Below are 21,848 nucleotides of genomic sequence, written 5' to 3' on the forward strand. Positions count from 1 at the left end.
AGCCAAAATTCTCTAGAAACGTTGCGGCGAAAATGCCCTTGTATCCATGGCGGGTTTTTGCCCCGTCAGCAGATCGGCGACGATGCGGGCCGTGCCCGCCGATTGCGTCAACCCCAGATGCCCGTGGCCGAAAGCATAGACCACCCGCGCCGTGTGCCGTGCTTGCCCGATGGCCGGCAGGCTGTCCGGCAGCGAGGGGCGAAAGCCCATCCACCGTTTGCCGCCTTCGGTTTTCAGGCCCGGCAGGAAGGCTTTCGCCTTGGTCAGCAGCGCTTCGGAACGGGCGAAATTGGCCGGAAGCTCCAGCCCGCCCAGTTCCACGGCACCGCCAACGCGGATACCGGAGGAAAGGCGGGTAACGACAAAACCATGGCCGCCGAAAGTCACCTGCGTGCGCAGATCGAAGGCGCCAGACGGCAGGGTTGTATTATACCCCCGTTCGGTTTCCAGCGGAATTTTTTCCCCGAGCGAACGGGCGATGCGATGCGAAAAGGCGCCGGCCGCCAGCACCACCTTGGCGGCCTTGCGGGTGCGACCGTCATGGCTCACCACCTCGACTCCGTCTTCCAGTGGTCGAAGCGAAGCGATATCGAGGCATTCGATACGCCCACCGATGGTGCGGAAATGATCGGCCAGCGCCAGCGTATAAAGCTTGGGATCGGCTATGGAATACCAGCCGGGCGTAAAGGTTCCGCAGGTGAAACGCGGCGCGATGCCGGGCTGTATCTCGGCCATCTGTTCGGCATTGAGATGCCGGAACTCGATGCCGTGACGTTCACGCGCCTTCCAGCCGGCAAGCGAGGCTTCGAATTCCGCCTCGCTTTCATAGACCTGCAGGTTACCCTCCTTGCGCAGCATCGCAATCGTGTCCGTCTTTTTAAGGAACGGCTCCAGCTCTGCCTTGGAAAGGTCCATCAGCGCCGTCTGGGCGGCGGTGGAATGTTCCACCTTCGAAGCGGCGCAGGCCCGCCAGAACCGGAACATCCACGGCGCGATCTTCAGCGCATAGGCCGGCGGCACGCTGAGCGGACCAAGCGGATCGAGAAGCCACTTCGGCGCTTTCCAGAGAATGCCTGGCGAAGCCAGCGGCAGAATATCGGTGAAGGCGAAGGCGCCGGCATTGCCGGCGGACGCGCCCGCCGCCGGTCCTTCACGGTCGATGACCGTGACCGACAGGCCACGGCCCTGCGCCGCGATTGCCGCCGAGAGGCCGACAACGCCGGCCCCGATGACGATGACATCATTTGCAGGCATTACCGCACGCTCGCCAGAAACTTCTGGGTTTCAGGATGCTGCGGTGCGCCGAAGAGCTGATCCGGCGTGCCGATTTCCGCCATGACGCCCTGATGGAAGAAAGCGACGCGGTTCGAGACATCACGGGCGAAGGCCATTTCATGGGTGACGCAGATCATCGTCATGCCCTCATCCGCCAGCATCTTCAGCGTATCGAGCACCTCGCCAACCAGCATCGGGTCGAGCGCAGACGTGACTTCATCGAACAGCATATATTCCGGCGACATGGCAAGCGCACGGGCAATCGCCATACGCTGCTGCTGGCCGCCGGACATGCGGTTCGGATAGACCTTCAGCTTTTCGGCAAGCCCCACATGGGTCAATTGCTTGACGGCGATTTCCTCCGCCTTCTCCTTGGAAATACCCAGCACCTTGCGCGGCGCGAGCATGACGTTTTCAAGCACTGTCAGATGCGGAAAGGCGTTCCATTGCTGGAAAACGATGCCGACCTTGCGGCGCAGCTTGTTGAGGTCTGTCGATTTGGCATGCACCTCGGTGCCGTCGATGACGATCTTGCCGCTGTCGATCGGCTCAAGGCCGTTGATGCAGGTCAGCAGGGTCGACTTGCCGGAACCGGAGCCGCCGATGATGGTGACAACCTCGCCCTTGTTGACGGTGAGGTTGATCCCTTTCAGAACCTCCAGCGGGCCGAAGGATTTGCGGACGTTTTCGATCTCAATCATTGGGGGACCACCGTCTTTCGAGATACCCGCCGAAACGGGCGATGGGGAAACTGATAAGGAAGTAGATGGCACCGCAGATCATCAGGATCGTCAGCGGCTCCTGCAGGCGGGTGACGAGGATCTGCGAGGCGCGCAGAAGTTCGATGAGGCCGAGCCACAGCACCAGTGCCGAATCCTTCATGACGCCGAGCGTGAGCCCGATCCACGAAGGCAGCGATACGCGGGTGGCAAGCGGCAGCACGATGTAGCGCATGTCCTGCGACCAGGTCATGCCGAGCGACCGGCAGGCGCGCCGCGTATTCGACGGCACCGCACCGATGCCGCCGCGCACGATCTCGGTGCAATAAGCCGCCGTATAAAGCGACAGCACCACGCACGAGGTTGTGAACGGCGGCCAGCCGAGCTTTGCGATCGACTGGAAGGCGTTGCCGAGAACCAGCTGGATCAGCAGCGGTACGGAACGGAAAATATCCAGAACGAAGGTCAGCGGCAGCGACCAGTAGGGACCGAACTGGAAACGGATGATGCCGAAGATGATACCCAGAATAGTGCCTGCCGTAACGGCGACGGCAGTGACGGCAAGCGTCATCCCTGCACCCTTGGCCAGGAAGGCGAGATCACTCCAGGTGAGAGCGGTTTCAAACATGGCTCACCTCTCTCAATAACGGAACAGACGCGCAGCCAGCAATCGGGCGGCGAGCGTGACGATCTTGGCGATCACGTAATAGATGACCGCGGCGAGCGCGAAGAATTCGAAAGTGCGGAACGAGCGCGCATTGAGGGCCTGCGTGACGCCGGCAAGGTCCGTATTCATGCCGACAGTGACACCGAGCGAGGTCATCAGGATTGCCCAGACCATCTGGTTGGTGGCGGGCAGAAACGCGACGCGCAGCATCTGCGGCATGATGATCAGACGAAAGGTCTGCATCGAGGTCATACCGAGCGATCGGCCGGAACGGGTCTGCGTATCCGGTATCGCTTTCAGCGCACCGCGGAAATTCTCCGCGAGATAACCGGCATTGTTGAAGGCGATGCCGACCAGAAGTGCGGTATAGGGGCTGAGGTGAATGCCGAAATTGCCAAGCCCGAAATGGGCCATGTAGATCTGGAACAGCGCCGGCGTGTTGCGGGCAACCTCCACCCAGATGGAGGCGAGTTCGCTTAGAATGCGGTTGCCGGAGAGCCGGAACAGCGTCAGCACGATGGCGAAGGCCAGACCGATCACCATCGAGAGAATGGCAATCTGCAGCGTCACCACCGCACCGTCCAGAAGCTGCGGCAAAGCCTTCAGCGCCTGATTCCAGTGGAATGTATAGTTGAACATTAAGCGTCCCGCCTTTTCAGAAACGATCAACGGCGCGATCATTTTGACCGCGCCGTTTACGAAAAGTCCTGATCAGCGATAAACGCCGTTGACGGTGAGCGAGGGAACTTCGCCGCCAACCCATTTTTCATAGAGTTCGGCGTAACGGCCGGTGCGAACCTGCTGGTTGATGAAAAGGTTCAGATAGTTGATCAAGCCGTATTCCTCACGGTTGGTGAACAGCGACACGTAGTCGATATCATACGGTGCCTTGCCGACGACAGAGACGCCTGCGAACTTGCCGCTCTTGACGGTCGACTGCGCAACGGTGGAGGTGGAGACCGTGGCGTCGATCTGGCCCTGGCTAAGCGCAAGGAACACATCAGCCTGCGTCTGGTAAGGACGGAACTCGCCCACGCCCCATTCCTTGACTGTCTTTTCGAGAGCGATGGCTTCGAAAGTGCCGGCGGTTGCGCCAACCGTCTTGCCCTTCATGTCTTCGAAGGACTTGATGCCGGACTTGTCGTTGGCGGTGACAGCCATTTCAAAAGCAAAGTAAGGCACGGTCATGCCGACCGTCTTGGCGCGTTCCAGCGTATCAGACGTCGAGGCAACGCCGACGTCGACGCGTCCGGACATCAGCGCCGGAATACGCTCGGGGAACGGGGTCTCGACGATTTCAGCCGTGACGCCAAGCACCTTGGCCAGATCGTTGCAATAATCGACGTCAAAACCAACAGGGTTATTGGCATCATCACGCGCGCCCATGGGCGGGAAATCGAGCACAACAGCGCAACGCAGCGTGCCGGAGGAAATAATGTCGTCGAGTTTGTCGGCCTTGGCCGGCGTAATAGCGAAAGTGGCGGCCAGAAGGCCGGCGATGATGACCGATTTTTTCATTGTTGATTTGCTCCCATCAATTGGTCTGCCTTTGAAGGCGCGGTCACTATTTCCCCATGAAGTCGATAAATCAACACAAAAATACAACGAGTATACAAAAAGAATTTTTGCACGTGCGAACGAGTGAGGCGGCACGGATTGCCCAAGTAAGCTTGCGCATGGAGGGAACAACAGCCCAAGTCCTTGGACTGAAACACTCTTTCCGACACCCAGACGCGCGCCGGCCGGTTTCTTGCGACAAGCACCAGAATGATGGTTAGGGTATCGTCATGTCTAACGGGCTGGCCTTTTGCTCTGACCGAGCTTCACAGAAAAGACCCATTGCAATACTCACACCTTTGTATACTTTATGTATTCAAAATGTGCGAACCCTATCGGAGGACTATGATGAGCGACACGACCACCTTGACCATTGAGGCGCTTTTCCAGCGGGTCGAGTCGATTTTCTTGAGGGCCGGCCTCAACGCCGTGCAGTCGGGAGCGCTGGCCCGCGTCATTACAGCCGGTGAGCGGGACGCCTGCAAGTCCCACGGAATCTACCGTATCGAAGGCGCGCTCCGCACCGTCAAAGCCGGCAAGGTAAAGCCCGATGCGATACCTGAGGTGGCTGAAGACGATGGCGCGGCCATCGTGAAGGTCAATGCCAATGGCGGCTTCGCCAACCCTGCCTTCGAACTCGGCCTGCCGGTTCTGGCGGAACGCGCAAAGCGCCTGGGCGTTGCCGCGCTCGTCATCAATGACTGCACCCATTTTTCGGCGCTCTGGCCTGAAGTGGAGGGGCTGACCTCGAACGGGCTCGCCGGTCTGGTGATGTGTCCGAGCTATTCCACCGTCGCGCCGACGGGAGGAACCAAGCCGCTGCTCGGCACCAACCCCTTCGCTTTCGGCTGGCCGCGCAAAGGCACTTCGCCTTATGTCTTCGATTTTGCGACATCCGTTGCCGCCCGCGGAGAGATAGAACTGCATCGACGCGCGGGGAAATCCCTACCCGAAGGCTGGGCGGTCGACGCCGATGGCAATCCGACGACGGACCCCGAGGCGGCCCTTGCCGGTGCCATGTTGCCCTTTGGCGGCCACAAGGGTTCTGCCATCGGCACGATGATCGAGCTTCTCGCCGGCATCATGATCGGCGACCTCACCAGCCCCGAAGTGCTGGACTATCTCGGCACCACCACACTTGCGCCCTTCCATGGTGAGTTGATCGTCGCCTTCTCGCCGGAAGCCTTCGCCAAGGGGCGCCCGGGGGATCCCTTCCAGCGCGCGGAAGCACTTTTCGACGCCATCATCGGCCAAGGCGCCCGCCTGCCCTCCGGCCGCCGCTTCACTGCCCGCGCCAAATCCGAAAATGAAGGCATTACATTGACCGCAGAAGAAATGGCCAGCCTCGAGCGGTTGCTGGAGAATGGTCTGGCGGCGATCTCCTGACTGTGTCGGAGAACAATATACATAAGGCCCACGGCCCGGTGCAGAGTTGCCGACGCCGAGAGAATATCCACTCTTCATCACCAGCTTCGTGGGGATTGTAGCCGGCAAAAAAAATTTAAACGGACAGCCGTGGGACAAGTCCGGGGTGACGTCGAAGCCAAGAAACGCTCAAACCATAAATGCAATAAAGGCCCGCATTTTGCGGGCCTCTTGTTTTCACATCAGCGGCTGCTTTAGGCAGCCTTGCAGGCCTGCACCGCGCCCGGAAGCTTGCTCCAATCGGCATACCAGCTGTTGAAAAGCTTGAACTGCGCCTCGACATAACCGCGCTGACTGTCGGTCAGGGCGTCGGTTTCGTTGAAGTGCAGCGTGTATTCCTTGTCGCCCTTCAGCACCATCATGTGCTTGAAATAGAGAACCAGATCCGGGCCTTCATCGAAGGATGAGAGAACGGCCAGCGCCTGTTCCAGTTCCAGCGCGCGGGCGCGGGCATCGGCATCGCCCTTGGCGGCGGCCTGCGACAGCTTGCAGAGGTGAATGACTTCCTTCGGCAGGACATTGCCGATGCCGGTGATGGCGCCGGTGGCGCCGCAATTGACGAAACCGTGGAAGACTGCCGTATCAACGCCGATCATCAGGGTCACGTCGTTATCGCGGCTGGTGATGTTCTCGGCCGCATAACGCATATCCGCCGGGCCGCCGAATTCCTTGAAGCCGACGAGGTTCTTGTGTTCGGCGCGCAGCGCGAAGAAGAGGTCGGCGCGGGTCGCAAAACCGTAATAGGGGCTGTTGTAGATGACGGCCGGGATTTCCGGCGCAGCCGAAAGAATGGCCTTGAAATGAGCCTTCTGAGCAGCGATGACCGAACCGCGCGACAGAACACGCGGAATGACCATCAGACCCTTGGCGCCAACCTTCTGGGCGTGGGCGGCATGGGCAACGGCGGATGCCGTGTTGACCGCGCCGGTGCCGACGATAACAGGAATACCGGCCTTCACCAGACGCTCCACGCCTTCCATGCGCTGCTCGTCCGTCAGGAGCGGCCAGTCGCCCATGGAGCCGCAATAAACGACCGCCGACATGCCATCGGCGATCAGTTCCTTGCCCTTGCGGACAAGCGCATCGAAATCAGGGCTGCGGTCATCCTTGCAAGGGGTCATCAAGGCGGGAATCACGCCGGAAAAAATGCTGGCCGTCATTAATAGCTCCTAAGGGACAGTTTTTCGGGAATGGACGCACCTCCGCGCCACCCTTTCAACAAGGACATTACTATCTTGTATTTTATTTGTCGACAAGAAATCGACAAGCTACAGATTTATTTCCAGCCGTTCGTTTCGCACCAGAAGTTTCTGCACCTGCCGCACGATTTGTTCGGCGTGCTCCCGCGCGAGCCGTTCGGAAAGAGCGATATCGCGAGCGGCAATCGCCGCAATCATCTCTTCATGATCATCGACGAAGCGCTTGGGCAAACGATCATCATAGGACTGGTAATAAAGCCTGAGAATGCGCCGTCCCTCATCCAGGAGCCGCTTGAACAGGCTGGTGAAATAAGGATTGCGCCCGGCTTCGGCGATGGAAAGGTGGAGGGCGGCATTGGTGGAAATCATCGCCAACGCATCCTGCTTCTCGACTGCAATGGCAAATTCCACATTATGGGCGCGGATGCCGGCCAGATCCTCCGGACGGTGATATTGCGCGGCAAGCTGCGTCGTTACCCGATACATCAGCACCAGCGCATCGAAATAAGTGTGCATGTTGAGGAAGTCGATATTCGACACCATGGTCGATCGGTTCGGCAGCGTATCGATCAGCCCCTCGCCCGAAAGCCGCACCAGCGCCTCGCGGATCGGCGTGCGCGACATCTTGAACCGTTCGGCAAGCTGCACCTCATCAATGGGGCTGCCCGGCGGCAGAACCAGATCGAGAATCTCGTCGCGCAGCAGGTCATAGACCATCTTCACGCCAGAGCCGCGCTTACGCTCGGCAGAAGCAATAATATCAGACATTATCAAATCCCTCTTGTCGACATAAAGAGTACTATTATATTTTTCCCCGATCAACGCCGCGCAGCACCGCCGCTTTTTTGAATGGCGGAATAATCGTTCAAAAACAACAAAAAGCCGTCGCGAAAATTCCACACGACGGCTTTTGATCGTTCAGTTTGTGGCGCGGGTGCTTAAACGAACGACGATTGATCTTGGGAAGCGAGGAGCACGCCGCGTGCCTCTTCCCCCGCCAGGGAGAAGAAACGCCCAGCAGTGTCCCGTCTCAAGCCAGCATCATCAGTTGCGCAGGCCAGTGGCGACGACGGAAATCTTGAAAGCGCCGTCCAGCGTCGGGTCGAAGGAAGCGCCCATCACCACATCGGTTTCTTCGCTGACCGCCTCACGCACCAGCGTCATTGCCTCATCGATCTCGTAAAGCGTCAGATCGTTGCCGCCGGAGATGGAAACCAGCGCACCCCGCGCTTCCTTCAGAGACGGTTCACCGAGAAGCGGGTTGGCGATGGCTGCCGCCGCTGCTTCCGAGGCGCGTTTTTCACCCTTGGCCTGTGCCGTGCCCATCAAAGCCCGGCCGCCATTTTTCATGACGTAGCGCACATCGGCAAAATCGAGATTGACCAGACCTTCGCGCAGGATGAGATCGGTGATGCAGCGCACGCCAAGTGACAGGACCTTGTCGGCCGTCTTCAGCGCATTTTCGAAGGTCGTGCCGGCATCGGCAATGCGCAGCAGGTTCTGGTTTGGAATGACGATAACGGTATCGGCCGTGTTGAGCAGGTTGGCGAAGCCATATTCGGCAGCCCTCATGCGGCGTGCGCCCTCGAAGCTGAAGGGAAGCGTGACGACACCGACGGTCAGGATGTTCTTTGCCCGGCAGGCTTCGGCAATAACGGGGGCAGCACCCGTGCCGGTGCCGCCGCCCATGCCGGCGGTGATGAAGCACATGTCGTAGCCGCTCAGGTGATCCATGATCTCGTCAAGGGAATCGATCGCCGCCTGTCGGCCCACCTCGGGATCGGCGCCCGCTCCAAGCCCGCCGGTCAGTTCGGAGCTGAGTTGCACCAACCGCGGCGCATTGGTTTTCTTCAGCGCCTGCGCATCCGTATTGGCAGCGATGAAATCGACGCCGCCAATGCCCTCGGCAATCATGTTATTGATCGCGTTACCGCCACCGCCACCGACGCCGACGACGGCGATGTTGGGTGTGTTGCGGGCAATGGTGGCGCGCGGAGACTGGGTCATCGTCTTATTCTCTTTCTAAACTCATCGGGTCCGGCACCGTTTCTGAACGGGGCACGCGAATGATCGGCGGCGTCTCGGCGTTCCACTCCAGGCAAAGGAATGACGCCGTAACATCTTGAATTCCATGCGGGCCTTAAGGACAAATTGCGGCCAAAAGACTTGCGCTCCAGCGGCGAAAGATGCGCTACGGCAGCGTTCCTCCACCCCTTCCCCAGATGAAAACCAAACCGAATCAAATGCTTCGCCATTGCTTCGTGATAGCCGAAAAGGCACGCCGTTTACACTCTATTCACTATGTTTATCTCACTTTGGAACGAGTTGTCGCTCAGGGTGTTTGCTAGCCAACAGCGCCCGGCGGCGCGCAAAACGGAGGCAGGCAAATGTTGGCAGACGTCTTACAACGAGAAACGGGTTACAGCATGCAGCAGCCGCGCGTGCTGATCGTTGAAGACGAATTCCTGATTGCCATGGATATAGAAGATTCCATCATGCAGGCCGAAGATGAAGCCGACGTCATCGGGATTGCCAACCGTCTGGATGACGCGATCGCGCTCGGCAGGAGCGCTGACGTCGCCTTTGTCGACGTCAACCTTGCGGACGGGCAGACCGGACCGGAAATCGGACGCAGACTGTCGGAAAACGGCGTCGTCGTCATTTTCATGACGGCCAATCCAGAAGTCGTTGTCAACCTTGGTGTCGGCGCTGGCGTTATTTCCAAGCCTGTACCGCAAGATGCGGTGGAGCAGTGCCTCTCCTATGCCATAGCCAAACGGGCCGGCACACATGCCGTCACCCCCATCGGGATGCTGCCATTCGATTGAGATTGACGCTGGAAACTCCCGGTAAAACAAAAAAGCCTGCCGCGGGAGGAGGTGCGGCAGGCTTTCTAAAAAGATGAACAGCGATATGGGAGGAGGAAAACCGCTGTCCCCGGGGCAATCCATTGGGAGGAGGAGTAGGATCACCCGCATTACCAAAAGGATGTGGGAGGAGGTACATCGCTTTCGATGATTGGAAGATAGCATTTTTCTGCGCATTTGATAGGCATAAGCTTGCAGCGCAGATATGCACTGAACGCATGGCGACTATCATCGCCCTTCGCGTCCGATTTCATCGCCGCCTGAGTATCTGGCGGACATTCACCGCGAAGCTTTCGACATCCCCAAAACAAAAAACGCCCGCTGAGCGGGCGTTCGTATATTCAAAAGAGGCGATATGGCCTTGATTATTTGCCAACGGCGGCGCGGGCCACACTGGTGATCTGGCTGCGATCGATACCGAGATCGTGCAGTTCACGGGTGCTCATACGGCCGAGTTCATTGATGGTCTGACGATATTTGCGCCAGTTATTGAAGCTGCGTGCTACGTTCATGACATTACCCTTTCTGAGGTTAAGGTGACGTCAGTAACATTTTCGTCCCGGCGTCTTCTGATGCGCTCTATATGCGCTTTCCGATGACGAATTAACAGGCAGAATAAGGCAATCCACCCATGCGCTGCATGCACGGGTTCCGACCTGTGGCGTGCGAAAATGAGAAAGGCGGCTGAAGTTTTGGCCGCCTGCAGACCCGGACCCCGTCGAGCAGCCTAGAATTTATAGCGGACGCCGAAGACATTGGCGTTCGTCGCACCCTTCATATTGCCCAGCGTCTTGCCGCCGCCGGAGCGGTGGTGCAGCCGCCAGAAGAATTCCGTCGGGGAATCCTCGCTGAAGGACACGTTGATTTCCGGCCCCAGATAAAACAGGACATTGGCGTTGCCGTCGTCCTTGATTTCCTGTTCGCGCTCGCGGCCCCGCTGCGCATCCGTGACAAGGCTGAGGCCAGCGGTAAAGCTTGGCGTGATGAACAGACGCTCTCCGAGCCTGATCTGCTCGTAACGCGCGACGGGACCCGCCCAGACTTCACCCGTAAAGCCTTTGCCGAACCTGGCGGCAACGCCGATTTCGCCGCCGAGTTTCAGATTGCCGATATGGTAAGGGTAGAACTGATAGCCGCCGCCGAGAATGGCGTTGCGCTCATATTCCACCGGAATGAGGGCTGCACTTTTCAGCATGTCTTCTTTCGTCAGGACGCCGCCAAAGCCGAATATCGCTTCGCTCGTCTGCAACGTCATATCTTCCGACGCGAGGGATGGCGTTGCCGCCAGTGCGATCATGGCTGCCAGTGGCAGACGTGCTGCAATATTCATTTTGCTACTCCTGAACAAAGCCCGCTTACCCAGTCGTCCTCATAGGCATATTCACGGAAGGCGAACATACCGTTACCGAACACAATAAATTCAACGCGCGCGGAAACGGGTGAAACAGGCGCATGATCGCGCTGGGGTCAGCGCAGGAACCGCCTGAAACGGCGAAGCGCGAAAACAAAAAGCGCAAAGCCGATGGCGAGCAACGCCAGCAGTTGCGGCCAGACCACATCCAGCCCCGCCCCCCTGAAGAGCACCGATTGCGCCAGAATGACGAAATGGGTGTTGGGTGCGAGAAGCATGATGTACTGGATGATATCAGGCATGCTTTCACGTGGCGTCATGGCGCCGGAGAGCACCTGCAAAGGCAGCAGGAACAGGATCAGCAACATGCCGAATTGCGGCATGGAACCTGCGACGGTCGCAAGGAAGATGCCCATCGACGTCATGGCGAAGAGTTGCAATGTCGTTCCAAGCAGGAAAAGTGAAAGCGAGCCTTCGATCGGAATGGCGAGCAGCCCCCTGACGACCACGAACAGGGAAAATGCCGAGGCCACCAGCACGACAAGGCCCATGGACCAGACCTTGCTGAGCATGATTTCCAGCGGCGTGACCGGCATGACCAGCAGATGCTCGACCGTGCCATGCTCACGCTCGCGAATGAGCGCCGCCCCCGTCAGCACGATCGACAGCATGGTGATGGCGGTGATGATGTTGTTGATCGACCCGAACCACGACTTGTCCAGTTCCGGGTTGAAACGGGACCGCAGCGTCAGGTCCACCGGCACCGACGTCGCACCGCGATATCGGTTCACATATTCCTGAACTTCGCTCGTTACGATGTTCTGCACATAACCGCCGCCGCTGAAAGCCTGGCTCATGCGGGTGGCGTCGATATTGAGCTGGATGGCCGGCTGTTGCCCGGCCATCAGTCGGCGCTGGAAATCCGGCGGGATGTTGAGCGCGAAAGTATCGAGGCCCGCATCCATGCGCTTGTCCATTTCCGCAATGGAAATCTGCTTCGGCGGGGAGAAATAGGGTGGATAAAACGCCGTACTGATGCGGCCGGAAAGCGGCGACTGATCCTCGTCCACGATTGCGATGGCGGCATTGTTCAGCGTCTCCGGCAGCGCGCTGGAGCCGGTGTAGATTTGCAGCGTGAAGGCGTAGACAATGAGCAGCAGCAGCATGCCGTCGCGCGCAAGGCCGCGCAGTTCCTTGATGCCGAGCTGGAAGATGTTGGACGAAAACAGCTTCATGACGCCTGCTTCCTCAAAAGTGCGGCGCCGGCAATGAGAAGCAGCGGAATGGCGATGAGAAGCGGCAGGAAAGAGCCGGAGAGCCCGGCGAAATCCAGCCCCTTCGAAAAGGTGCCGCGCGAAATGGTCATGAAATAGGTAGCGGGATAGATGTTGCCGATAAAGGCGCCCGCCCCCTGTAGCGATGAAACGGGATCGATCATGCCCGAATATTGCGTTGCAGGAATAAGCGTCAGCAGGGCCGTGCCGAAGATTGCCGCGATCTGGCTTTTCATGAAGGACGACATGAGTAGGCCGATGGAGGTGGCAATGATGACATAGAGCAGCGCTCCCGTCGCATAGGCGAGATAACTTCCGGTGAAAGGCACCTGGAAGATGAAGATGGCGAAAGCCGTCAGAAGCAGGAAATTAAGCATGCCAAGAGCCACATACGGAAGCTGCTTGCCGATCAGGAATTCCAGGCGCGTGGTCGGCGTCACGTAAAGATTGACGATGGAGCCGAGCTCCTTTTCCCTGACGACGCTGAGTGCCGAAAGCATGGCGGGAATGAGCATCAGCAGCAGCGGAATGACCGCCGGCACCATGGCGACGAGGCTTTTGACGTCAGGATTGTAACGATAGCGCGTTTCGATGCTGAAACTGCTCTGCGTCGCCGCGCTGCCATATATCTCGACGGCCTTGCGCGCCAGCCATGTCTGGTGCATGCCCTGCACGTATCCGCGAACGGTTTCCGCCCGCTGCGGCATGGCGCCGTCGATCCACGCGCCCACCTCCACGGTTTTGCCGCGCAAGACATCCCGGCCGAAACCGGAGGGAATTTCGATGGCGAGGCTGAGTTCCCCGTCACGCATCCGCCGATCCATATCGGCATAATCGCGGATCGGTTCCTTTTCGATGAAATAACGGGAGCCGGCAATATCGAGCACGTAGTCACGGCTGATGGTGGAATCGTCGCGGTCCAGCACCGCGAAGGTCAGGTCCTCGACATCGAGATTGATGCCGTATCCGATGACAAACATCAGGATGACGCTGCCGAGCACCGCCAGCGTTCCGCGAATGGGGTCCCGCTGCAGCTCCAGCGCCTCGCGGCGGGTATAGCTGAACATGCGCCGGAAATCGAAAAACCTCTTGCGCGTGGGTGCGGCATGTTGCGTCGCTGGCACCTCCGCTGCCGGTGTGGGCTGTGTCGCGGGCTTTCCCTTCTTCACACCCGAGGCATCCTCGAGATAAGCGACGAAAGCCTCTTCAAGCGTTGCGGCATTGCGGCTTTTGGTAATCGCGTCAGGCGTATCGCTGATCAGCACCTTGCCGGCATGCATCAGCGAAATCCGGTCGCAGCGCTCCGCCTCGTTCATGAAATGGGTGGAGATGAAAATGGTGACATTGTCGTTGCGGGAGAGATCGGCAAGGATTTGCCAGAACCCGTCGCGCGCCACCGGGTCGACGCCGGAGGTCGGCTCATCGAGGATGAGAATATCGGGGGAATGGATCATCGCCACCGCAAGCGACAGCCTCTGCCGGATGCCGAGTGGCAAGTCGTCCGGCAGCGTCTCCATGACAGCGCCGAGATCGAAACGCTCGGCCATTTCGGCGATACGCGGTTGAATGGTCTCTTCCGGCAGCTTGAACAGACGGGCGTGCAGATCGAGGTTCTGCCGCACCGTCAACTCGGAATAAAGCGAGAAGGCCTGGCTCATGTAACCGACGCGGTGGCGGATTGCCATGTCGCTCGCATCCACCTTGTGCCCGAAGAGCTTGGCTTCGCCTTCGCTGGCCGCCAAAAGCCCGGTCAGCATCTTCATGGTCGTGGATTTTCCGCAGCCGTTGGAGCCGAGAAAGCCGAAAATCTCGCCGCGCGGAATCTTGAAGCTGACATTGTCGACGGCGGTAAAATCGCCGAAGCGCATGCTGAGATGCGACGCCTCGATGGCATAATCGCCCTCCCCGGTCACCTTGCGCGGCGCGATATGGACCTCGTGGTAACCCTTGCGCTTTTCTTCGGGAAGAAGCGCGATGAAGGCTGCATCGAGATTGGGTGCTGAGGTGCGCTCGAGAAGTTCGCTGGGCGAACCGGTGGCGAGTATTTTGCCGCCGTCCATGGCAACCAGCCAGTCGAAACCGGCAGCCTCTTCCATGTAGGCCGTGGCGACGATGACGCTCATCCCCGGACGCCCGGCCCGGATGGAATCGATCATTTCCCAGAATTGCCGGCGCGAAAGCGGGTCAACGCCTGTGGTTGGCTCATCGAGAATGAGCAGGTCCGGATCGTGTATAAGCGCGCAGCAGAGCCCCAGCTTCTGCTTCATGCCGCCGGAAAGTTTCATCGCGGGGCGGTCGGCGAAGGGCTCAAGGCCGGTGCTCTTCAGCAATTCGGCGATGCGCGCCTGCCGCTCCCTGCCGCCCTGCCCGAACAGCCTGCCGAAAAAGTCGATATTCTCGAAGACGGACAGGGTGGGATAAAGGTTTTTGCCAAGACCCTGCGGCATGTAGGCGACCCGCGGGCAGGTATCCTCGCGGTGACGCGGATCGGACATATCGCCGCCCAGAACCTCCACCTTGCCCTTCTGGATGGCGCGTGCGCCGGAGACGAGCGACAACAGGCTCGATTTGCCCACACCGTCCGGCCCGATAAGCCCTATCATCAGCCCTGCGGGGATCTCGACCGATATATCGGCCAACGCGACGGTGCTTCCGAAGGTCAGCCGCACATCGGTCAATCGCGCGACCGGTGCATTTCTGTCATTCGTTGCGGAGGGCGTGACCATCGCGGCCACCCTCAATTGACGAGATTGCGTTCGAGGTTCTCCGGCCAGGCGGCTTGCGGATCAAGCCGGACATAGGCCATGCCGGGCAACCCGGTTTTGACATACTGGATATATTTCTGCAGCAGTTCCTGCGGGATTTGCGCCCGCACCCGGAAGGTCAGCTTCTGGCGTTCCTCTTCGGTCTCGACCGTCTTCGGCGTGAACTGCGCGACATCGGCGACGAAGGAAACCTTGGCGGGGATGGTATATTGAGGAGCGGCATCCAGTACCAGGCGAACGTCCGAGCCCATGGATGTGCGACCGGCCTCTGCCGTCGGCAGGAAGAACGTCATATAGACATCGCCGAGATCGACGAGGTTCAGAACCCGTCCACCGGCGGACAGCACCTCTCCGGGCTGGGCGATCCGATATTGCACACGACCGTCACGGGGTGATTTCAGCGTCGCATCGGCGATGTCAGTCTCGATGCTTTCAATATCGGCCTGCGCGGCATCGACAGCCGCCTCGGCATCGACGATCTGCGCTTTGGCGGCGTTAATTGCGGCATCAGAGGCAGCAAGTGAGGCCTGCGCGGAGGCGAGCGTGGCGCGGGCGGACTGCTCGGCGGCTTCACTGTCATCAACGATCTGCTGCGAAACGGCATTGCCGGTCAGCAGCTGTTTCGAGCGCGCATAGGTCTTGGAGGCGGAATCGAGCTGGGCCTTGCGCTGCTCCACCACCGCCAGCGCCGAGGTCTTTTCCGCCTCCCGCTGGGCGACAAGGCTGTGGGCCGTATCGATCGCTATTTTCGCACGGCGAAACTGTGCTTCCGCCTGACGCTTCCGTGCTTCCAGCTGGGCGGTGTCCATCTGCGCCAGCACCTGCCCGGCCTTCACGAAATCACCTTCGCGCACCATGATGTCCTGAAGGCGGCCTGCAGTCTTGGTGGAAATGTCGATTTCTACTGCCTCGATCCGACCGTTGCTGGCCACAAATCCGGCGGGAAGTCCCTCACCCTTCAGCTTCGACCAGGAGAAATAGGCGATACCGGCAATAACCAGAACCACCAGACCAACGAGCAAGCCTTTTTTAGACATCCGTCTTCCCCATGAACCCTTCGAATTTCAACCCTAATACGATGAAACCGAAGAAGCCAGCCACCATTGCGTTTAGTATTCGCACCCGACATTTCTCCTGATCAGGGGAACGGGCCGGGTTAAGGGCTGTTTAAGTTAGGGTGTGTTTTGCGTCCTTGACACAAGTCAAGCGCATGGGAGGTTTCGGGCAAAAGCTGGAAACACCATGGGACCCACGGCCGAAATTAATGGCCGGCATGACAATCGCCGTCAGTCATGCCCGGGCCTGTCCAGAATATCTGCTCCCTGTCAATTTTCGCTAGGTGGTTGCGTCCTCGGGACAAGCCCGAGGACGTCGAATATGGAGAGAGGCGTGTCGGTGAACTCGACCGCAGACGAAAACCCGCCACCTCTTATTGGCCGCAGCAACCGCGCCTTACACCGCGCGGGCCCGCTTCACCTCCACCTGCGTCCATTCCGGCAGCCAGTCGCGATGGGCCAACAGCAGATCGTCCACCAGCGACCATATCTGGTCGAGATCCAGTTCCGCCGCCGTGTGCGGGTCCATCATCGCCGCATGGAAGATATGTTCGCGGTTTTCGCTCATCAGCGCCCGCACCGTCAGTTCCTGCACATTGATGTTGGTGCGCATCAGCGCGGTGAGCTGCGGCGGCAATTCGCCGATGAAGGTGGGCTGCACGCCGTTATGATCGACCAGGCAGGGCACTTCCGCCGCGCAATCCGATGGCAGCGAGGTGATGCAGCCATTATTGCGCTGGTTGCCGTAGATAACCGAAGGTTCGCCGGTCCAGACCGAGTTGATGATGGAGGAGGCATATTCCTTGGATGGCTTGACCTCGATCTTCTCGGCCGAACGATAGGCCGCCGCCTGCCCTTTCCAGCGCTCGATCTGCTCGATGCAGCGCTTGGGATATTCATCAAGCGGGATGCCGAATTTTTCGATCAAATCCTCTCGCCCCTCCTTGATGAAATAGGGCGTATATTCGGCGAAATGCTCGGAACTTTCTGTGACGAAATAACCAAGCCGCGTCAGCATCTCGTAACGCACCTTGTTGGGGCAACGCGGGTTCCAGCCGGGTTTTGGCGCACGGCCTTCGCGGTAGCCGCGCACGAGGTCCGGATAGAGGTTCTTGTAGCTGCCATCGGGCTGGCGGTGTTCAAATTCGAGGAAAAACGCCATGTGGTTGATGCCGGCCGAACGGTAGCGAATTTCCTCGTAAGGGATATCGAGATCGTGGGCGAGTTCCATGGCCGTGCCTTGCACGGAATGACAAAGGCCGACCTGCCGGATCGTCGGATATTTCTCCGCAATCGCCCAGGTGTTGATCGCCATGGGGTTCACATATTGCAGCATGATGGCGTTGGGGCAGACGGCCAGCATGTCCTCGCAGATTTTCCACAGATGCGGCACGGTGCGCAGGCCGCGCATGATGCCGCCGACGCCGAGCGTATCGGCGATGGTCTGGCGCAGGCCGTATTTGCGTGGCACCTCGAAATCGGTGACCGTGCAGGGCTCGTACCCGCCGATCTGGAAGGCGACGACGACAAAATCGGCACCGGCAAGCGCCTTTTTCTGGTCGGTGTAGGTCTCGGCTTTCGCCTTTGCCCCCAGCGTCGAAATCAGCTTGTTGACGACGACGGCGCTTTCTTCCAGCCTTTCACGATTGATATCCATCAGCGCGATGGTGGCGCCCGAAAGGGCCGGACGCTGGAGCACGTCGCCGATGATGTTCTTCATGAACACCGTGGAGCCTGCACCGATGAATGTGATCTTGGGATCTCTTGCCATGTCTACCTCCGGCATTGGGAATTCAAGCGATTTCGAAGGCGGCCCGTACAAGCCGCTGAGTATACTCGGTTTTAGGGTTGCTCAGCACATCCTCGACAGGGCCTTGCTCAACGATCTGCCCGCGCTGCATGACGATGACGCGGTGGCAGAGCGCGCGGACCACTTTCAGGTCGTGCGAAATGAACAGGTAGCTTAAGCCCCGCTCATCCTGCAGCTTGCGCAGAAGGTCGATAATCTGTGCCTGAACGGAAAGATCGAGCGCCGAGGTCGGCTCATCGAGCAGGATGAATTCCGGCTCCAGCGCCACCGCACGGGCAATGGCGATGCGCTGGCGCTGGCCGCCGGAGAACTCATGCGGGAAACGGGAGAGGATGTTGCCGGGCATGCCTGCCGCCTCAAGGGCGTCGCGCACCCGGTCCAACCTTTCGGCTTTCGTCCGGCCAAGGCCAATTACGACAAGACCTTCCTCGATGATCTGACCGATTGTCATGCGCGGATTGAGCGAGGCGAATGGGTCCTGAAAGACGATCTGCATGCGCGAACGCAAAGGCCGCATTTCGGCGCGGGAGCGGCCATCGACCCTTTCGCCGTCAAAGACCACTTCGCCGCCCGCCGGCTCGTTAAGCCGAAGCAGGGATTGTCCGAAGGTCGTCTTGCCGGAACCGGATTCACCGACGAGGCCCAATGTCTCGTGCCGCCTGAGGGTGAGCCCCAGACCATCGACGGCGATCAGTTCCTTCAGTTCCGGTTTGAACAGCCCGCCGTAACGCATCATGAAAGAGACGCGCACGCCGCTTGCCGTCAGCAGCACGCCGGAATTTACCGGCAGCGGCTTTGCCGTGCCATGCGGTTCGGAGGCAAGCAGATTTTTCGTATAGGGGTGCTGCGGCGCTTCGAAGAGCTTTTCCGTTGTGTTGTGTTCGCGCATCTCGCCGTGCTGCATGACATAGACGTAATCGGAAAACTGCTTCACGATCGTCAGGTCATGGGTGATGAGAACCACGGCCATACCGCGCTTCTTCTGAAGATCGCGGATGAGGTTGAGGATTTGCGCCTGCACAGTCACATCGAGCGCGGTGGTCGGCTCATCGGCAATCAGCACATCCGGATCGTTGGAAAGCGCCATGGCGATCATCACACGCTGCCGCTGGCCGCCGGAAAGCTGGTGCGGATATTGTTTCAGCCGCGCTTCCGGCTCCGGTATCTGCACCTGCCGCAGCAGATCGAGCGCCCTCGCCTCGGCTTCCTTGCGGCTGAGCTTCGAATGGACGCGGATCGCCTCGACGATCTGACTGCCGATCGTATAGATCGGGTTCAATGAACTCATCGGCTCCTGAAAGATCATCGAGATGCGGTTTCCGCGCAGCGCCCGGCGTTTGCTGCTGGAGAATTTCAATATGTCGTCACCGTTGAACCGCACGGTCGCGGATTTCGAAACCGAAGCCCGCTTCGTCAGAAGCCCCATGATCGTGCGGGCCGTGACGGATTTTCCCGAACCGGACTCGCCGACGATGGCAATCGTCTCGCCCCGGTAAAGCTGAAAGGAGATGTCCTTCACCGCCTCCACCGTGCCGTGCTCCACCTTGAAGGTCACGGCAATGTTGCGGGCGTCGATGATGGCGTCGTCGTGACGGTCAACGGCATCGAAGCGGATGGCGGGGGCGTAGGCCTTGTTCTTGGCAGCTTCCATTTCACGCTCCTCTCAATAGGGATCGACGGCATCGCGCAGGCCGTCGCCGAGCGCGTTGAAAGCAAAGACGGTGACCAGCACGAAGCCGACCGGGGCAAGGATCCACGGATAGGAGCCGATGACGGAATAGGTCGCCGTATCCTGCAGCATCAGGCCCCAGGAGATGAGCGGTGGTTTGACCGCAAAGCCAAGGAACCCCAGGAAGGATTCGAGCAGAACGACGCTTGGAATATGCAAGGTCACGGCAACGATCACATGGCTCATCACATTCGGCAGGATGTGCTGGAAGATGATGCGCCGGTCGGTCGCGCCAACGGCAATCGCCGCGCGCACATAATCGATACGCGCGAGCGCCAGCGTCTTGCCGCGCACCTCGCGCGACATTTGCGCCCAGCCAAGCGCCGACATGACGCCGACCACAAAGACAAGGAACACGGTCGTCGGTGCGGTGACCGGAATGAGCGAGGTCAGCGCGAGATAAAGCGGCAATTGGGGAAAGGCCAGCACCACCTCCACAAAACGCTGCACCCAGGCATCCAGCGGCCCGCCGAAATATCCTGATATCAGACCGACACTGGTACCGATGACGGTGACGATGGCGACGACGCTTAAGGCGATGGCAAGCGAGATACGCGAGCCGTAAATGGCGCGCGACAGCACGTCGCGTCCGAACTTGTCGGTGCCGAGAAAATGGACAGGCTGGCCATCGGTCGAGCCGAAGAAATGCCGGCTCATTGGGATAAAACCTAACAGCCTGTATTCCGCACCTTTGACGAAGAAGCCGAGATAGACGGGATTGTCGTAATCCGGCCCGACGATGGGCTGGAAGGTGACGGGATCGAGTTCTTCCGTCTCGGCGATGGCATAGACGCGCGGTGCAAGGCTTAAATTCCCGTCTTTGTCGAAGAAACTGACCACCTGCGGCGGCGAGAAGCTGGCATTGGTTTCAAGCGGGTTCATCGGCGCGAAGAAATCCGCAAAGACGGCAATCAGGATCAACAGCGCTACCAGCACCAGCCCGACTATGCCGGTAAACGAGCGCCGGAGACGCCGCCAGACCAGTGCGAGATAGGTCTCGTTGCCATGGGTGGAGCGGTCGGGTTTCGCCGCGGTGGCAGTTTCGGTTTTCACGTCGTCAAACGCCATCATCTCAGGCCCTCCCGAATTCGCGGACGCGCGGGTCGAGCATGGCGAGCAGCATGTCGGCGATGATGTTGCCGACGATCAGCGTTGCAGCCAGCACCATCATGAAGGTGGCGGTGACATAAACATCGCCCACCGCCATGGAGCCGACAATGGCCGGGCCGACGGTCGGCAGCGCGAAGATGATCGCGGTCTCGATTTCACCGCTCAACATATAGGGCAGCACCACGCCCTGATACATGACGAGCGGGTGCACGGCATTCGGCACCGCATGGCGCATGATGACGGCGCCTTCTGAAAGCCCCTTGGCGCGGGCTGTCTCGACATATTGCGCATTCAGCGTATCGAGCAGATTGCCGCGCATGACCCGCATATTGTAGGCAAGGCCGCCGAAGACGGCGATGGCGACCACCGGCCAGACATGGCTGACGAGATCGACGAATTTTGCCCACGACCAGGGTGCCCCGCCATATTGCGGCGAAAAGAAACTGCCGATCTCAGACACGTCGAAATGAAACACCATGAGATAAACAAGGATCAGCGCCATCAGGAAACGCGGGATCGTCATGCCGAGGAAGGCGATGGTGGAAAGAAGGTTGTCGACCCAGGAATATTGCCGTGTGGCCGCCCAGATGCCGAAGGCGATGCCGAGAATGGACGCAAAGATGTGGCAGACCAGCGCCAGCGCAATGGTGCGCGGCAGGCGTTCGCCAACCACATCGGCAACCGGCTTGTTGTAATAGAAGCTGTAGCCGAAATCGCCGCGGGTGACGATGCCCCCGATCCAGTTGAAATACTGAATGACAAGCGGCTTATCGAGACCGTGTTCAATACGATAGGCCTGCGCCTGCGCTTCCGCCTGCTCGAAGGATGCCCCACCCTGGTTCATCAGCTGCGAGCGGATGTAGTCGGCATAATCGCCGGGCGGCGCCTGGATGATGGCGAATGTCACCACGCTCAGGATCAGCAGCACCGGAATGGCGGATGCAACGCGTATCGTTAGAAATCTCAGCATCGAACGGTCTTCCTCGGTTTGGATGGGCCGTGTGTTGCCGGCCGCGCTTCACGCGCGACCGGTACCGGGTGTGCT

19 protein-coding genes are annotated in these 21,848 nt (G+C 59.3%); 2 read left to right on the forward strand and 17 right to left on the reverse strand.

Going from position 1 to position 21,848, the window contains the following annotated elements; all coding sequences use genetic code 11:
- Positions 1-12: 12 nt before the first annotated feature.
- The 5 genes from AGR1_RS21040 to AGR1_RS21060 all read right to left on the reverse strand — a co-directional run bounded on the left by AGR1_RS21040 (position 13) and on the right by AGR1_RS21060 (position 4,179).
- On the reverse strand, positions 13-1,254 hold the full coding sequence (locus tag AGR1_RS21040; protein ID WP_149148126.1) for an FAD-binding oxidoreductase: 1,242 nt from the start codon (positions 1,252-1,254) through the stop codon (positions 13-15).
- Positions 1,254-1,976, reverse strand: coding sequence for an amino acid ABC transporter ATP-binding protein (locus AGR1_RS21045; protein WP_004444624.1), 723 nt, complete (start codon positions 1,974-1,976; stop codon positions 1,254-1,256). The genes AGR1_RS21040 and AGR1_RS21045 overlap by 1 nt, the downstream gene beginning before the upstream one ends.
- Entirely contained in the window at positions 1,969-2,622 is a 654-nt protein-coding gene (locus tag AGR1_RS21050) for an amino acid ABC transporter permease (protein WP_080793558.1), read from the reverse strand. Before AGR1_RS21050 ends, AGR1_RS21045 begins: the two co-directional genes overlap by 8 nt.
- Before the next feature lie 12 nt (positions 2,623-2,634).
- Positions 2,635-3,300, reverse strand: a complete 666-nt coding sequence (locus tag AGR1_RS21055) for an amino acid ABC transporter permease (protein ID WP_149148127.1) — start codon at positions 3,298-3,300, stop codon at positions 2,635-2,637.
- A 72-nt stretch (positions 3,301-3,372) separates the two neighbouring features.
- Positions 3,373-4,179, reverse strand: coding sequence for a transporter substrate-binding domain-containing protein (locus AGR1_RS21060; RefSeq protein WP_149148128.1), 807 nt, complete (start codon positions 4,177-4,179; stop codon positions 3,373-3,375).
- Positions 4,180-4,566: 387 nt separating this feature from the next.
- Here AGR1_RS21060 and AGR1_RS21070 point away from each other — a divergent pair, with 387 nt between their 5' ends.
- On the forward strand, positions 4,567-5,604 hold the full coding sequence (locus AGR1_RS21070; protein ID WP_149148130.1) for an Ldh family oxidoreductase: 1,038 nt from the start codon (positions 4,567-4,569) through the stop codon (positions 5,602-5,604).
- Between the two features lie 233 nt (positions 5,605-5,837).
- On the opposite strand, the gene AGR1_RS21075 is transcribed toward AGR1_RS21070, so the two are convergent.
- The 3 genes from AGR1_RS21075 to ftsZ all read right to left on the reverse strand — a co-directional run bounded on the left by AGR1_RS21075 (position 5,838) and on the right by ftsZ (position 8,849).
- Complete coding sequence (locus AGR1_RS21075; RefSeq protein ID WP_149148131.1) at positions 5,838-6,803, reverse strand: dihydrodipicolinate synthase family protein; 966 nt, start codon at positions 6,801-6,803, stop codon at positions 5,838-5,840.
- Between the two features lie 108 nt (positions 6,804-6,911).
- The gene (locus tag AGR1_RS21080) at positions 6,912-7,610 is read right to left on the reverse strand and encodes a GntR family transcriptional regulator (protein ID WP_077983918.1); all 699 of its coding nucleotides are present in this window, start codon (positions 7,608-7,610) and stop codon (positions 6,912-6,914) included.
- Positions 7,611-7,886: 276 nt separating this feature from the next.
- A complete protein-coding gene (ftsZ, locus tag AGR1_RS21085; protein ID WP_003521714.1) occupies positions 7,887-8,849 on the reverse strand; it encodes a cell division protein FtsZ in 963 nt (320 codons plus the stop codon).
- Positions 8,850-9,229: 380 nt separating this feature from the next.
- Here ftsZ and AGR1_RS21090 point away from each other — a divergent pair, with 380 nt between their 5' ends.
- On the forward strand, positions 9,230-9,670 hold the full coding sequence (locus tag AGR1_RS21090) for a response regulator (RefSeq protein ID WP_149148132.1): 441 nt from the start codon (positions 9,230-9,232) through the stop codon (positions 9,668-9,670).
- Positions 9,671-10,074: 404 nt separating this feature from the next.
- On the opposite strand, the gene AGR1_RS21095 is transcribed toward AGR1_RS21090, so the two are convergent.
- From AGR1_RS21095 to AGR1_RS21135, 9 genes are all read right to left on the reverse strand, one after another.
- Positions 10,075-10,221: a DUF1127 domain-containing protein gene (locus AGR1_RS21095; RefSeq protein ID WP_077983920.1), complete on the reverse strand. Its 147-nt coding sequence runs from the start codon at positions 10,219-10,221 to the stop codon at positions 10,075-10,077.
- Between the two features lie 215 nt (positions 10,222-10,436).
- Complete coding sequence (locus AGR1_RS21100) at positions 10,437-11,039, reverse strand: hypothetical protein (RefSeq protein ID WP_187772253.1); 603 nt, start codon at positions 11,037-11,039, stop codon at positions 10,437-10,439.
- A 137-nt stretch (positions 11,040-11,176) separates the two neighbouring features.
- Positions 11,177-12,289, reverse strand: coding sequence for an ABC transporter permease (locus tag AGR1_RS21105; protein WP_187772271.1), 1,113 nt, complete (start codon positions 12,287-12,289; stop codon positions 11,177-11,179).
- 2 nt (positions 12,290-12,291) lie between these two features.
- Positions 12,292-15,060, reverse strand: a complete 2,769-nt coding sequence (rbbA, locus tag AGR1_RS21110) for a ribosome-associated ATPase/putative transporter RbbA (protein ID WP_149148134.1) — start codon at positions 15,058-15,060, stop codon at positions 12,292-12,294.
- A gap of 11 nt (positions 15,061-15,071) precedes the next feature.
- On the reverse strand, positions 15,072-16,136 hold the full coding sequence (locus AGR1_RS21115; RefSeq protein ID WP_149148135.1) for an HlyD family efflux transporter periplasmic adaptor subunit: 1,065 nt from the start codon (positions 16,134-16,136) through the stop codon (positions 15,072-15,074).
- A 415-nt stretch (positions 16,137-16,551) separates the two neighbouring features.
- The gene (locus AGR1_RS21120) at positions 16,552-17,925 is read right to left on the reverse strand and encodes an alpha-glucosidase/alpha-galactosidase (protein WP_149148136.1); all 1,374 of its coding nucleotides are present in this window, start codon (positions 17,923-17,925) and stop codon (positions 16,552-16,554) included.
- 22 nt (positions 17,926-17,947) lie between these two features.
- Positions 17,948-19,615, reverse strand: coding sequence for an ABC transporter ATP-binding protein (locus AGR1_RS21125; protein ID WP_149148137.1), 1,668 nt, complete (start codon positions 19,613-19,615; stop codon positions 17,948-17,950).
- A 12-nt stretch (positions 19,616-19,627) separates the two neighbouring features.
- Positions 19,628-20,764 carry an ABC transporter permease gene (locus tag AGR1_RS21130; RefSeq protein ID WP_149148138.1) on the reverse strand — a complete coding sequence of 379 codons (1,137 nt, stop codon included), beginning with the start codon at positions 20,762-20,764 and terminating at the stop codon, positions 19,628-19,630.
- Between the two features lies 1 nt (position 20,765).
- Positions 20,766-21,773, reverse strand: a complete 1,008-nt coding sequence (locus AGR1_RS21135; RefSeq protein WP_077983927.1) for an ABC transporter permease — start codon at positions 21,771-21,773, stop codon at positions 20,766-20,768.
- Between the last annotated feature and the right edge of the window lie 75 nt (positions 21,774-21,848).

This window comes from Agrobacterium sp. B1(2019) (assembly GCF_008274755.1).
GTDB lineage: Bacteria > Pseudomonadota > Alphaproteobacteria > Rhizobiales > Rhizobiaceae > Agrobacterium > Agrobacterium salinitolerans.